General features: G+C 71.5%; 13 protein-coding genes. 1 reads left to right on the forward strand and 12 read right to left on the reverse strand.

Annotated features, from left to right (window positions below; translation table 11 throughout):
• Nucleotides 1-10: 10 nt before the first annotated feature.
• The 7 genes from AC08OU_RS03570 to AC08OU_RS03600 all read right to left on the reverse strand — a co-directional run bounded on the left by AC08OU_RS03570 (nucleotide 11) and on the right by AC08OU_RS03600 (nucleotide 7,787).
• Nucleotides 11-958, reverse strand: a complete 948-nt coding sequence (locus AC08OU_RS03570; RefSeq protein WP_476604340.1) for a respiratory chain complex I subunit 1 family protein — start codon at nucleotides 956-958, stop codon at nucleotides 11-13.
• Complete coding sequence (locus tag AC08OU_RS03575) at nucleotides 955-2,976, reverse strand: proton-conducting transporter transmembrane domain-containing protein (RefSeq protein WP_476604341.1); 2,022 nt, start codon at nucleotides 2,974-2,976, stop codon at nucleotides 955-957. Before AC08OU_RS03575 ends, AC08OU_RS03570 begins: the two co-directional genes overlap by 4 nt.
• The gene (locus tag AC08OU_RS03580; protein WP_476604342.1) at nucleotides 2,973-3,455 is read right to left on the reverse strand and encodes an NADH-quinone oxidoreductase subunit B family protein; all 483 of its coding nucleotides are present in this window, start codon (nucleotides 3,453-3,455) and stop codon (nucleotides 2,973-2,975) included. The genes AC08OU_RS03575 and AC08OU_RS03580 overlap by 4 nt, the downstream gene beginning before the upstream one ends.
• Nucleotides 3,456-3,542: 87 nt before the next feature.
• A complete protein-coding gene (locus AC08OU_RS03585) occupies nucleotides 3,543-3,935 on the reverse strand; it encodes an ArsR/SmtB family transcription factor (protein ID WP_476604343.1) in 393 nt (130 codons plus the stop codon).
• A gap of 359 nt (nucleotides 3,936-4,294) precedes the next feature.
• A complete protein-coding gene (locus AC08OU_RS03590) occupies nucleotides 4,295-4,738 on the reverse strand; it encodes an SRPBCC family protein (RefSeq protein WP_476604344.1) in 444 nt (147 codons plus the stop codon).
• On the reverse strand, nucleotides 4,735-5,478 hold the full coding sequence (locus AC08OU_RS03595) for a class I SAM-dependent methyltransferase (protein WP_476604345.1): 744 nt from the start codon (nucleotides 5,476-5,478) through the stop codon (nucleotides 4,735-4,737). The genes AC08OU_RS03590 and AC08OU_RS03595 overlap by 4 nt, the downstream gene beginning before the upstream one ends.
• A 35-nt stretch (nucleotides 5,479-5,513) precedes the next feature.
• Nucleotides 5,514-7,787, reverse strand: coding sequence for an MMPL family transporter (locus AC08OU_RS03600; RefSeq protein ID WP_476604346.1), 2,274 nt, complete (start codon nucleotides 7,785-7,787; stop codon nucleotides 5,514-5,516).
• 131 nt (nucleotides 7,788-7,918) lie between these two features.
• Here AC08OU_RS03600 and AC08OU_RS03605 point away from each other — a divergent pair, with 131 nt between their 5' ends.
• A complete protein-coding gene (locus AC08OU_RS03605; protein WP_476604347.1) occupies nucleotides 7,919-8,569 on the forward strand; it encodes a TetR/AcrR family transcriptional regulator in 651 nt (216 codons plus the stop codon).
• Here AC08OU_RS03605 and AC08OU_RS03610 read toward each other — a convergent pair.
• From AC08OU_RS03610 to hemG, 5 genes are all read right to left on the reverse strand, one after another.
• Nucleotides 8,515-9,075, reverse strand: coding sequence for an L-2-amino-thiazoline-4-carboxylic acid hydrolase (locus AC08OU_RS03610; RefSeq protein ID WP_476604348.1), 561 nt, complete (start codon nucleotides 9,073-9,075; stop codon nucleotides 8,515-8,517). The two genes, AC08OU_RS03605 and AC08OU_RS03610, sit on opposite strands and share 55 nt — an antisense overlap.
• Entirely contained in the window at nucleotides 9,072-10,397 is a 1,326-nt protein-coding gene (hemL, locus tag AC08OU_RS03615; protein WP_476604349.1) for a glutamate-1-semialdehyde 2,1-aminomutase, read from the reverse strand. The genes AC08OU_RS03610 and hemL overlap by 4 nt, the downstream gene beginning before the upstream one ends.
• Entirely contained in the window at nucleotides 10,394-11,326 is a 933-nt protein-coding gene (hemF, locus tag AC08OU_RS03620; RefSeq protein ID WP_476604350.1) for an oxygen-dependent coproporphyrinogen oxidase, read from the reverse strand. The genes hemL and hemF overlap by 4 nt, the downstream gene beginning before the upstream one ends.
• Complete coding sequence (hemE, locus tag AC08OU_RS03625) at nucleotides 11,323-12,369, reverse strand: uroporphyrinogen decarboxylase (protein WP_476604351.1); 1,047 nt, start codon at nucleotides 12,367-12,369, stop codon at nucleotides 11,323-11,325. The genes hemF and hemE overlap by 4 nt, the downstream gene beginning before the upstream one ends.
• A gap of 11 nt (nucleotides 12,370-12,380) precedes the next feature.
• A partial coding sequence (gene hemG / locus AC08OU_RS03630) for a protoporphyrinogen oxidase (protein WP_476604352.1) occupies nucleotides 12,381-13,072 on the reverse strand: 692 nt, incomplete at its 5' end.

The following is a 13,072-nucleotide window of genomic DNA, read 5'->3' on the forward strand; positions in this document are numbered from 1 at the left end:
CCGTCCGCCGTCACGCCAGGAAGAACGAGGCGGTGACGGCCAGCAGCGCGAGCAGGAACGACCCGGCGAGGAGCTCGGGGACCCGGAACAGCCGCAACTTGGCCAGGAACACCTCGCTCACCGCCAGCGCCACTCCGAGCAGGCCGACCTTCACCGGCAGGGCCAGCACGCCGACCAGCAGCGCGAGCGGATTGGCGGTTGTGGCGATGCCCCACGGGAGGAACAGGTTCGCCAGCAACCCGAGGAAGATCGACAGCCGCATCGCGGAGGCAAGCTCGACGAGGGCGAGGTCCGGGCCTGAGTACTCCAGCACCATCGCCTCGTGCACCATGGTCAGCTCCAGGTGCGTGGCGGGATTGTCCACCGGCAGCCGCCCGGTCTCGGCGACGATGACGACGACCAGTGCGACGGCGGCCAGCAGGCTGACGGGTGAGATCACTCGCGCCGGCTCGCGCAGGGTCGAGGACACGATCGCTCCGAGGTCGGTCGACCCCACTCGCACCGAGAGTGCGAAGATCGACATCAGGAGGGTCGGCTCGACGAGGGCGAGGATCGTCATCTCTCGGCTGGCGCCCATCCCGCCGAAAGCCGACCCGGTGTCCAGCCCGGCGAGTGCCAGGACGACCGCGCCGAGTGCGAGCAGCGCGACCACCGCGAACAGGTCGCTGATCGGGCCGACGGCAGAGTGGGTGGTGACGAACGGTGCCGCTACGGCGACGACCAGCGCGGTCGAGACCAGGACGAGGGGCGCTACCCGGAACATTTCACTCGTCCCCCGTGGCGCGATCCGCTCCTTGCCGACCAGCTTGCGCAGATCCCGCCACGGCTGACCCACACCCGCCCCCGCCCGGCCCTCCAGCCTGGCGCGAACCTGGCGCATCGTCCCGACCAGCAGTGGCGAGCCTGCGACGATGATCACCGGCTGGACGATGCCCCCGATGATGCCTAGCGTGTTCACCGGATCGTCACCATCAGTGTCAGCAGCACGCATACCGTGTAGAACCCGTAGCCGAGGTAGCGATGCACGCTCCCGGTCGCCAGTCCTCGCCCCACCTGTCCCCACGCCGCCACCACGTCGAGCACGGGCCGGTAGAGGCGGTGCTCGATCCGGTCGGGCAGCGCGCGCCTGTACTCGACGGCTCGCACGAGGTACTGCGACTCCTCGTGGTGCGTCACGTCCACGTGCTGCTCCGGCTGGACGACGTCGTCGAAGACCCGCTGGAGCGGTTCGGCGAACGACGTGGCCGTGTACTCCATGCGCGCCGACATCGGGCCGCCGCCGCAGTCCCACGCACGTGCGCTCCGCCGCACCGACCGCACGGCCACGGCCCGCACCGCACCGGCCGTCACGCCGAGGGCTCCCAGGAGCGCCAGGGCCAGAAGCGGAGGCGACAGCGCCCCGGTGACCGCGGCCAGCCGCAGCGTCACCGCCCCGGACGCTGCCGGGTCGCCGCCGCCCAGGGCAATGCCGGACGCGGCCACCAGCGGCGGCACGACCATTGTCGGCAGCAGCGCCAGAAGCACGCAGGCGAGTCCGGCGACGCCCATCCCGGTCACCATGCCGGCCGGGCTCTCCCGGGCCTTCTCTGCGGCGGTACTGCGTGGCTTCGCCAGGAACCCGACCCCGAACGCCTTCACGAACGTGGCGACGGCCAGCCCGGTGGTCAACGCGACGGCCGCCACCGCCAGCGGCATCGCGATGACGGCGGCTGTCCCGGCGGTGGGCAGGCCGTGGATCAACGCCTGCAACAGAAGCCATTCCGACACGAAGGCCGTTCCCGGTGGCAGCGCTGATGCGGCCAGAGCACCGAGCCCGAACGCCGCCGTGGTCATCGGCATCGCCGGCCTCAACCCGCCCAGCGCGTCGAGATCGCGAATTCCGGTTGCGTGCAGCACCGACCCGGCAGCCAGGAAGAGCAACGTCTTGAACGCCGCGTGGTTGACGACGTGGAGCAGCGCCGCGACCAGCGCCAGCCCTGCCAGCGCACGATCACCGGACGTCGCGAACAGCCCGGCGGCGCCTACCCCGATCATGACCAGGCCCATGTTCTCCGTGGTCGACTGGCCCAGCAGTCGTTTGAGATCGGTGCTCATCGCCGCCTGCAGGATCCCGTACACGGCCGAGAGCCCGCCGAGCGCGATCACGAGCAGCCACCACCAGGACGTGCCGCCGCCGAGCAGGTCGAACCCGACCCGCACCAGCCCGTACACACCGAGGTTCACCATCGCCGCGGACATCAACGCCGACACATGACTCGGCGCCTCGGGGTGCGCACGAGGGAGCCAGGCGTGCAGCGGCACGGCGCCCGCTTTCGAAGCGAACCCCGCCAGCGTCATGACGAACACCAGGCCGGCGACCCCCGGCGACACGTGCCGGCCGGCCGCCCGCAGCGCAGGGAATGAGTCGTCCGAGGCGTGCGCGACCAGCACGAGAAGCCCGATGAGGACGGCCACAAAACCGAGGTGGGTCATGACCGCGTACCAGCGGGCCGCCTGCACCACCTCGGGGCGACGCCGGTGCTCCGCGGCCACGAGCACCAGCGAGGTCAACGCCATCAGTTCCCAGCCCAGCAGGAGCGTGCCAATGGTCGCGGCCGCCGGCACCAGCATCATCGCGACGACGAACAGCGGCAGCATTCCTTGAACGGTTCGTGCCTGAAGCTCATCCGACCGGGTGTAGCCGATCGCGTAGACCCCGACCGCCACGGCGACACCGCCGGCCACCGCCACGAACAGCCCACCCAGCGCGTCCAGGGTGAGCGATACCCCCGACAGCGGCAACAGCCAGGAAAGCGTGACCGCGACCGGCTGTCCCGACGTCGCCGCGACGCCGGCCAGCACACCCGCGACTCCGGTCGACGCCGTTCCGAGACCGACCACCGTCGACCGCACAGCGGGCGGCAGCACAAGGGCCACGAGCGCGGTCAGGCCCCCCAGGCTGACGGCGACGCCGAAGCCCGCGGCGGCGATGTTCATCGACCGGTCAGTTTCCGCAGGCCCTCGACGATCGCCTCCGGTCGCGGCGGACAGCCAGCGATCTCCACGTCGACCGGCACCACATCCCGCACGGCGCCGACGACTCCGTAGGCGCCGGCGAAGACCCCGCAGTTCCGCGCACAGTCCCCTACCGCTACCACCAGCTTTGGCCCGGGAACCGCCTCGAACGTGCGCCGTAGCGGCTCGGCCATGTTGCGCGTCACAGGCCCGGTCACCATCAGCGCGTCGGCATGTCGAGGCGAGGCAACCAGCCGGGCGCCGTACCGCTCGACGTCATGGACGGGCCCGAACGCCGAGCCGATCTCCACCTCACAACCGTTGCACGACCCCGCGTCCACGTGCCGCAACTGGACCGACCCGCGCAGGCACACCGCGGCCGCGGGCCGATCGGCGGGCAGGGAAGGCTCGGACTCGGCCACTCGCCCAGTCCGGCGGATCTTGCGCCACAAAGCCAGCACGGTCTCACTCTCGTGTCGGTACAGGTCGGGTACATGTGCGGAACATGAGGACGGGTCACCCACCCGTCGCCATGACGAGCCAGGCAATTAGCGCGGCGCACCGCCCGCCGCACCCGGGTCGCGTCCGCCCCCGTCCGGAACCACCGCCGACGACGCCGAGGTGCGGAGGCCCTCGAGTAGTTCGACCTGCCCGGACAGCACACCGGTCAGGATCAACCGAGCCACCGCCATGAGCTCCGCCACGTGGGGGCTGGTCAACGAATAGAACACGGTCGAACCCTCCTTGCGCGTGGTCACGAGACCCGCACGCCGCAGCACCGCGAGCTGCTGAGACAGGTGCGCCGCCTCGATCCCGACCTCCGGCAGCATCTCGGCGACCGCGTGCTCCCGCTGGCTCAACAGCTCCAGCACCCGGATCCGCGCAGGATGCCCCAGCGTCCTGAAGAACTCCGCTTTGAGCTGGTACAGCGGCGTGCTCACCGGCGTCCTCCCTCCCGTGCTCCCGAGCCGCCGTCCGCGGCCTGCTGCCGTCGCCCCACCGGTGACGTTCCCGCCGCGAAGCCACCCTGAGCCGCTGGCCATCGCTGGCCATAGTGTTCAGCAATTGCTAATCTTTGCAAGTCTGAATGTCGCCAGAGGGCCCGGGGTGGGGTCGCGAGCACTCTCTCACCGTGACGCCCGGCGAAACGGTGGCGCAGCGAGCGTCCGTGCGCCGGCCCACCGGTTGCGGAATGCGTCAGCAGGCGCCCCAGGGACCAGCCGCTGCGGGTCGCCGCGGGCCCGCCCGCTGGGCGCAGGCCACCTCGGGGCGGTGCCCGTCGGCCGGACGGCCGGCCGGCTCAGGCGAGAACCGGTTCAAGCCTCTCGAGCTCGGCGGCGTAGATCCGGCTGATCCCGGGCGGCGCGAACCTGCGCTCGAAGAACCCTCCCGCGCCCTCCGCGCCCGCCCACCGCACGCGGACGGTCACCCGGCTCCGGCCGCCGGCCGCCTCCGCGACGGTCCACAGCACCTGCAACGACGAGTTGGCGTCGGTTTCCAGCAACTGGCGTCCGCGTTCAGGCTCCGTCACCGTCGCCGCTACCGTCCGGACACGCTTCCTCGTCGCGTGGAGCCGGTAGCCGACGCAGGTGTTCGCGCCCTGGCCGCCCTGCAGCACGTGGTAGTCGGTGATCTGCGGCGGCAGGATCTGCGATCGCGCGCCGCGGTAGTCGGCGAGGACCGCGAACACCCGCGTCGGCGGTGCGTCATACGCCCGCTCGATCAGCACCACGATCTCTCTCATGCCGCCACCCCGGCCGACTCGTAGACGGAGACATGCCGAAGGTGGCCGGCGCCGAAGGGCTCGCGAGTCCAGCCGCCCCAACGGTTCCGGAGTCGAAGGCCGCCGAGGCGGCCCATCAGATCCAGCTCGGAGGGCCAGACGTACCGCATCCCCGCCGGGGCGAAGTGCACGCCAGCACGGTCGATGACGATCTGCGCGCCCTCGATCTGCTGGTGCACCGGGTCATGCGTGGAGGCGCCGAGCACGACGGCGTCGGCAGTGACCTTGCGGACCGCGACGTTCCCGGCGGTGGCGCGGGCGCGGTCGGGCACGAACGCCTCGACCACGAAGACCCCGCCCGGCGCGAGGTGCTCCGCGACGGTGGCGACGCACCGCACCTGCTGGTCCTGGGAGGTGAGCATGAAGAACGTGTCCGCCGCCGCGACGACCACGGCGAACTCGTCCGGCAGGCGCAGCTCGGCGAAGTCGCCGTGTACCGCCTCTACCAGCTCACCGCCGGGCTTCTGCGCGAGCTGGGCCAGCATGCCCTCGGAGATGTCGATGCCGGTGACCTTCAGCCCTCGCTCGGCGAGCGGTATCGCCAGGCGTCCCGTGCCGACGCCCAATTCCAGGACGGAACCGCCGTCCGCCAGATCGGCCAGCGTCGCCACGGCGTCGTCGGTGGACAGGACGCCGGGGTGGAGCCGGTCGTAGACCCCGGCCACCCGGTCGCCGTACGTATCCCGCCGGAAACCATTCATTTCCGCTCCTCCCGCGCCGTTCGGCGCCTGCTGTCTCATCCCGGCCGTGACGCCGGCTCGCTCCTCGGAATGCCGTCGGCGGCAGCCGCGTCCGCTCCTACGGCCGTTCCCCGGCCCGGCGGACCCGCGGGCCTGCTGGGCCACCAAGCCCGCGGTCCCAGTAGCTTGACGATCGCGGGCACGAGAACCGCTCGCACGACGAACGTGTCGAGCAGGATCCCCAAGGTCATGGCGAATCCGAACTGGAAGAGTTCCCTGATCGGCTGCGTCATCAGGACCGCGAAGGTGCCTGCGAGGATCACACCGGCCGAGCTGATGACGCCGCCGGACCGGGTCAGGGCGACGTGCAGCCCCCGGTCGGCTCCGTGCACGCGGATCTCCTGGCGTACCCGGCTCATCAGGTAGATGTTGTAGTCCACGCCCAGGGCCACCAGGAACACGAAGATGTACGCTGTGACGCGGTTCCCCATCCCCTCGTCGCCCGCCACGGTCACGAGAGCGAAGACGGTGACGCCCACCGTGGCGAACAGGGACCCGGTGATGGTGGCGATCAGGTAGAGCGGCGCCGCGAGGGAGCGGAGCAGCGCCGCCAGGACCAGGGCAATCACGAGCAGCGTGAGCGGGACGATCACCGACAGGTCGCGCCGGCTCGCCGCGCGCAGGTCGGCGTTGATGGCGCTCTCGCCGGCCACCAGCACCCGGCCGCCGGACAGGTCAGAGCCGGCGAGCGCCTGCCGGGCGACGTCCCGCACCTGCTGCGTCCGGTCGAGCGCCGCGCTCCGGTAGGGGTCGTCGGTGTACACGACGCTGAGCCGGGCGACGGTGCCCGACGGTGCGACGAACGGCTTCCCGGGCCCGGCCGCCGCGGCCCGGAGGTCGGCCTGGGCCGGTCCCGGCGGCCTCGTGGGACCGGTGACGGAACGGACGCCGTCGATCTGGTGGATGGCCTCGGTCACCCGGTCCACGGCGTCCAGGTGCTGCCCGACCTGCTCCCCCCTGCCGTCGACGAGCACCGTCGTCGGCGCCAGTTCACCGGCGGGGAAAGCGGCGTTCAGCAGATCCTGACCGGCCTTGGAGTCGGTGGGCACCCGGAACCCCGTCAGGAAGTTGTAGCTCTCCCGGTAGCCCAGGAGGCCGCTGGCCAGGATCACCAGCAGCATGACGGATGCGGCGACGACTCGGACCGGTCGCCCGAGGACGATGGTGGCCATCCAGGACCACAGCGACCGCTGCCTGGCACCGCCCTGCAGCCGCCTCGGCCAGAACGCGGTGCGTCCCAGCAGGACCACGAGCGCGGGCACCAGCGTGAGGCCGACGGCGAGCATCACCAGCACCGACAGGGCGAGGAAGGGGCCGAAGCCGCGCAACGCGGGCAGCGTCGCCAGCAGGAGGATGAGCAGGCCCAGGATCACCGTTGCGGCGCTGGAGACCAGCGCCTCTCCCACCCGCGCGACCGCCCTGGGCATGGCGATCACACGTTCCGCCCCGCCTCGCAGTTCCTCTCGATATCGGCTGATGACGAACAGGCAGTAGTCGGTCCCGATGCCGAACAGCAGGACGGTCATGATGGACGCCGCCTGCGAGTTCACGTCGAACGCGCCCGCCGACACGAGCGCGGCGCCGATCGCGTTGGTGATCTCGATCGCGATGCCGACCGCCACCAGGGGGACCAGCGCCATCACCGGAGCGCGGTAGATCGCCAGGAGCAGGATCAGTACCAGGCTCAGCGTGCCGAAGAGCAGCACGAGGTTGGCGCTGCCGAACGCCTTCACGGTGTCGCGGATGATGCCGGCGGGGCCGGTCACGCGGACCTGCAGATCCTCGCCGCCGCGTCCGGCGACGCGGCGCACCTCATCGACGGTCTCACCGAAAGCGTCTTCGCTCGGGGACCCCAGGCAGGGCACGACGATCACCGTCGTGGTGCGGTCTGCGGACATCAGCGAGCTAGCGGCCTGCGGCTGGTTGATGATCGAGACCGCGCCCGCGACGCCGGCAGGACGTTGCGGCGAGTCGAGCGTCGCGGTGACCGAGCGGACCCGGGCCAGGTCGTCCGCGTTCAGGCCGTGCGGGTTCCGGAACACCACGAGGGCGGGAGTGCCCCGCTGGTCGGGGAATGCCTCCTGCACCAGCGCGCGGGCGGTCACGGACTCCGCCGCGGCCGGCGGGTCGTTCGTGGCGCGGTTGTCCTCGACGTCGGCGATCTTGGGTGCCAGCACCGGTAACACCACGGCCAGCAGTAGCCATGCCAGGACGGTCAAGGCCGCCCGCCGGCGAGAGCCCGCTACCGCTCTGGCCAGGATTTCCAGCACTCACGCCACCCCCGATCACGACGCCGCCGGGAGGTATCCGACAGTGCGTCTGCTCACCAACATGACGTCGGCATCATAGAGGAGATGCCGACGCGGCGTCGGGAACAGCCCTGGTCGCCTACGATGCCCAGATGCCACGGTTGATCGAGGCCACGCTGGCCGAACATCGTGCGCGGCAGAGCGCGATGATCCTCGACTCGGCCTACGAGCTGCTCCTCGAGAAGGGCTACCCTGCGCTGACCTTCTCCGCACTCGCGACCCGAACCGGCCTGGCACGCCCGTCGATCTACTCGTACTTCCCGTCGCGGGACGAGCTGGCGGTCGCGGTCTGCGAGCGCGTCCTGCCCCACTGGCTGGAGCAGGTGCAGCGGGCGATGGACGCCGTCGAGGACCCCCGCGACAAGGTGGTCGCCTACATCCAGGCCCAGCTCGAGCTGGCGGACTCCGGAGAGCACCAGCTCGCCGACGTGCTCCGCGAAGCTCCGCTCAACAGCACCGCGCGGGCCCGGCTGCGCGACATTCACGCCCGGTTCGGGCCGCGCGTCGCCGAGGTGCTCCTCGCCCTCGAGGTGCCTCGCCCGGAATCGGCCGCGACGCTCGTGCAAGGGATCGTCAATGCCGCGGTGCGCCTCCTGAGCCAGGGTGAGCCGAGCCAGGCAGTGATCGCCGACGCCACGCGCCTCGCGCTCACCGGCCTGGAGGGGCTCCGGTCGTCCCCGGCGGAAGATCACGGCGGATCCGACCGGCCGGGTCCGGCGCCGGCCTCGCGCGCACGCCAGTAGCGGAAAACACAGGCCTGGGCGCCGGCCGCCTGCTGGCGCTCCGCACGCACCGACAGGTCGGGAAAGGCCCGCCTGGTGGCCTCGAAGTCGAGCTCGCAGAGCACGGGCCCGGTGGAAGCCTCCCCGAGATCGGCGGCGGCGTTGCGGCACATGCAGGTGGTCGCGATCTCGAGGACGGCGTCGGTCGCCTCGTCCGAGACGTCGATGACCTCCTCGGCGACGCCGATGGCCGCGAACATCGGCACGGCCTTCTCGAAGCCCTGGATCAGGGGTACACCCGTGATCAGCGGGCCCATCTTCGCCCGCTGCAGCTCTGGGTAGCCCTGGAGCAGTTCCTCGCGGGCGGCGGTCTCGCCGCGCTCGGCTCGCAGCCGCAGGTATCGCTCCAGCCGGTCACGCTGGGTCCGGCGGAACGCCGTCTCCTTGGCGGGGTCGGTCCGGACCGGCACCGGAGCGTCCGGCGCCGGCCGGCCTGAGTCGCGGTGGCGGCGTTCGGCGGTTGTCATCGATCCTCCCTGGCGCCGGCGGCCGCACGGGCGGCGGCCGGGAGCGCGTCGGCGATCCGCGCCACGCTGTCGTCGTCGTGGGCGGCGGACAGGAACCACGCCTCGTACATCGACGGCGGCAGGTGGACGCCGCGGTCGAGCATGGCGTGGAAGAAGGCGGCGTGGCGGACGGCGTCCTGGCGGCGGGCGTCTTCGTAGTCACGAACCGCCTCGAGCTCGGTGAAGAAGACGCTGAAGAGCGACCCGGCGCGCTGCAGGGCGTGCGGGACGCCCGATGCCGACAGCGCTTCCGTGACCAGCCGGCCGACCTGCTCGGCCCGCCGGTCGAGGATCTCGTAGACCTCCGCCGTGCAGTGCCGCAGCGTGGCCAAACCCGCGGCCACGGCCAGCGGGTTCCCCGACAGCGTCCCGGCCTGGTAGACCGGGCCCAGTGGCGCCAGCCGCTCCATGAGCCGCGCCGGCCCGCCGAAGGCCGCCGCCGGTAGCCCGCCGCCCATCACTTTGCCGAAGGTGAACAAGTCGGGAACCACCCCTTCGAGGCCGAACCAGCCGGCCGGGGCGACCCGGAATCCGGTGAGCACCTCGTCGAGAACGAGCAGGGCGCCGTGCCGGTCGCACAGCGAGCGCAACGCGGCGTTGAACCCGTCACGTGGCGGGACGACGCCCATGTTCGCCGCGGCCGCCTCCACGACGACGGCTGCGATCCGGTCGCCCGCGGCGGCGAAGGTCTCCGTCGCCGCCACCACGTCGTTGTAGGGCAGCACGATGGTCTCTGCCGCGGTGGCGGCGGTGACGCCGGCCGACGCGGGCAACCCGAACGTCGCGACACCGGATCCGGCCGACACCAGCATCGAGTCCGCGTGACCGTGGTAGCACCCGGCGAACTTCACGACGGCCGGCCTCCCGGTGACGCCCCGAGCCAGCCGGACGGCGCTCATCACCGCCTCCGTGCCGGAGCTGACGAGGCGCACCTGCTCCACCGGGGCGACCCGGTCTGTGATGCATTCGGCGAGGTCGACCTCGGCAGCCGTCGGCGTGCCGAAGCTCATCCCCCGCGCCAACGCTCGCTCGACGGCGGCGACGACGGCGGGGTGCCGGTGTCCCAGGATGAGCGGACCCCAGGAGCAGACGAGGTCGACGTATTCGTTCCCGTCCTCGTCCACCAGATACGGTCCCGAGCCGGCGGCCATGAAGGGCGGCTGCCCGCCGACGGCGCCGAAGGCGCGCACCGGTGAGCTCACTCCGCCCGGAATGACCCGCCCGGCACGGGACATCAGCTGCTGGGAGCGTGTCGCGGGACGCACCCGCGCTTCCGCGGTCACGACGGCACCTCCGCCGGCGCCGCCTGGCGGGCCCACGCCCGGGGCCGCAGATAGCCGGCCGTTTCCTGCTCGGCGCTGCCCGGCTCCGCGGTCACCTCGAACGCCCAGGCTGCGTGGGGCGGCAGTGACATCAGAATGGCCTCCGTGTTCCCCCTCGTCTCCAAGCCGAAGCGGGTGCCCCGGTCGTAGAGCAAGTTGAACTCGGCATAGCGGCCGCGGCGCAGCAGCTGCCACCGCCGCTGCCGTTCGCCGTAGGCCATCCGGCTGCGGCGCCGCACGATCGGCAGGTACGCCCGGGTGAGCGCCTGCAGCGCGTCGACGACGAAGTCGTGGCCCTCCTGCCAGGAGACGCCCTCCGCCGTGGAGAGGCGATCGAAGAAGATGCCTCCCACGCCGCGCATTTCATCGCGGTGCGGCAGGAAGAAGTAGGAGTCGCACGCCTCCTTCCAGGCGGGGTACCACGCGGGGTTGTGCCGGTCGCAGCACTCCTTGAGCGTGGTGTGGAAGTGGGTCGCGTCGTTCTCGAACCCGTACGACGGCGTCAGGTCCGCCCCGCCGCCGAACCACCACTGCTCGTTGTCCTCGCCGACCTCGAAGTAGCGGAAATTGGCGTGGAACGACGGCGCGTACGGATTGACCGGGTGCAGCACCATGGAGATTCCCGTGGCGACGAACGGCTTTCCGCGCACGTTCGGGTGCGCCTTGCCGATGGCGTCCGGCACTCGCGGGCCGCGGACGTGCGACACGTTCACCCCGGCTCGCTCGAAGACGTTCCCCTCCTCCAGGATGCGGGCCACCCCCCGGCCCAACTCCGGCCGGCTCCACGGCGCCTGCCGGAACGTGCTGCGCGAGTCGAGCGACTCGAAGTCGCGGACCAGCCGGTCCTGCTCCCGGTGCAGCAGGTCCACGACGGCCTGGACCCTGCTCATGACGATCCCCCTTCGCGGTGGCGGCTCACGGCGTGCACGGTGTCCACCACTCGCGCGACATTGCCCAACGGCGTGTCGGGCAGGACTCCGTGCCCCAGGTTGAAGACGTGCGGTCCACCGAGTCCCGCCCGGAGGACGCGCTCCACCTCGGCCGTGAGCACCTCCGGCGGCGCGAGCAGCGCGGCGGGGTCGAGATTGCCCTGCAGTGCCTTGGGACCGAGGACGGCGCGGGCCTGGTCCAGCGGGACCCGCCAGTCGATGCTCAGCGCCTCGACGGGCAACTCCGCCAGTTGCGGGTACAGGTGGCTCGCCCCGACGGCTAGGTAGATCCGCGGCACGCCGAGCCGGCCCATCGCGTCCAGCACGCGCCGCACGTACGGAACCCCGTAGGTCCGGTACGTCTCGGTGTCGTGGATGCCCGCCCAGCTGTCGAACAGCTGGACGGCGTCGACGCCCGCGGCGACCTGCATCCGCAGGTACCGGATGGTCACCTCGGTGAGGATGTCCAGCAGGTCGGTGGCCGCCCTCGGCCTGGACCGCAACCAGGTGCGGAAAGCGACGTAGTCGCCGCCACCACCGCCCTGCACGAGATACGCGGCCAGCGTCAGCGGCGCACCGGCGAAGCCGACCAGCGGCCTCGAGGTGGCGGCCGTGACCATCCGGATCGCCTCGGCCACGAAGGGCGCGATCTCGTCCTGTTCCGGCAGGACGAGATCGCCGACGTTCGCGGACGTCCTCACCGGAGTCGCGATCACCGGGCCCGGCGTGAACTCGATCTCCACGCCCATCGGCGGCAACGGCGTCATGATGTCCGAGAACAGGATCGCGGCGTCCAGCTCGAACCGCCGCAGCGGTTGCAACGTCACCTCGGCGGCCAGCTCGGGCGTGCGGACCATCTGCCAGAAGCCGTGACGTTCCTTGATGTCCCGGTACTCGGGGAGATAGCGGCCGGCCTGACGCATCAGCCAGACGGGAGCCACGCCGGTATCCGTGCCGCCGAGCGCGTCCAGCAGTGTCCCCTGAAGCTCACGTGTCCGTCCCATTCGTTCCCCCTTCAACCCGCGACCCGGACCGGTTCCGGTCGGCGTGTCAGAGTCGTTGCCAGCCTGACGGATTCGCGAATCGTGTCGCCCAGACCCGGTCCCCGGTAGGAGTTGCCGGCCACGTGCAGGCCCGGCAGCCCGCCCAGCGCGTCGTCCAGTCGCTGCAGGATCGCGAGGTGGTCCCGGGAGTACTGCGGAATGGCGCGCCGCCACACCACGTCCCGGACGAACTCGGGTTCGCCGCGGACGTCCAGAACCCGGCGCAGGTCGGCCGTGACGACCCGCAACGCCTCCTCGGCGCCCAGGTCGGCCAACCTCGGCGCGAAGACGCCACCAGCGAAGGCCCGGACCAGCACGCTGCCCGGCGGCGCCTGCTCCTCGAAGGCGTTGCTGCTGAACGTGGCGCCGATGATCTGCAGCCCCTGACCGGGCGGGCTCAGGAAGCCGAATCCCCTGGGGAAACAGGCAAAGGCTTGTCGCGGATACCCGAGTCCGAGCACGCGCAGGTCGGTGAACTCGATCTGGTCGAGCGCCGCCGTGGCGGCCGGGGCCAGGCCGGCGAGCAGGCCTGACGCGCGATGCGCGGGAACCGCGAGGACCACGACGTCGGCCTCGCTCGCCGATCCGGTGCCGAACTCGACGCGGTAGCGGCGATGCCGGCCGAGCCGGGCCGAACGTGCCGCGTGGCCGTACTCGATCCGCC

It is taken from the genome of Frankia sp. CcMO1, from assembly GCF_977945845.1.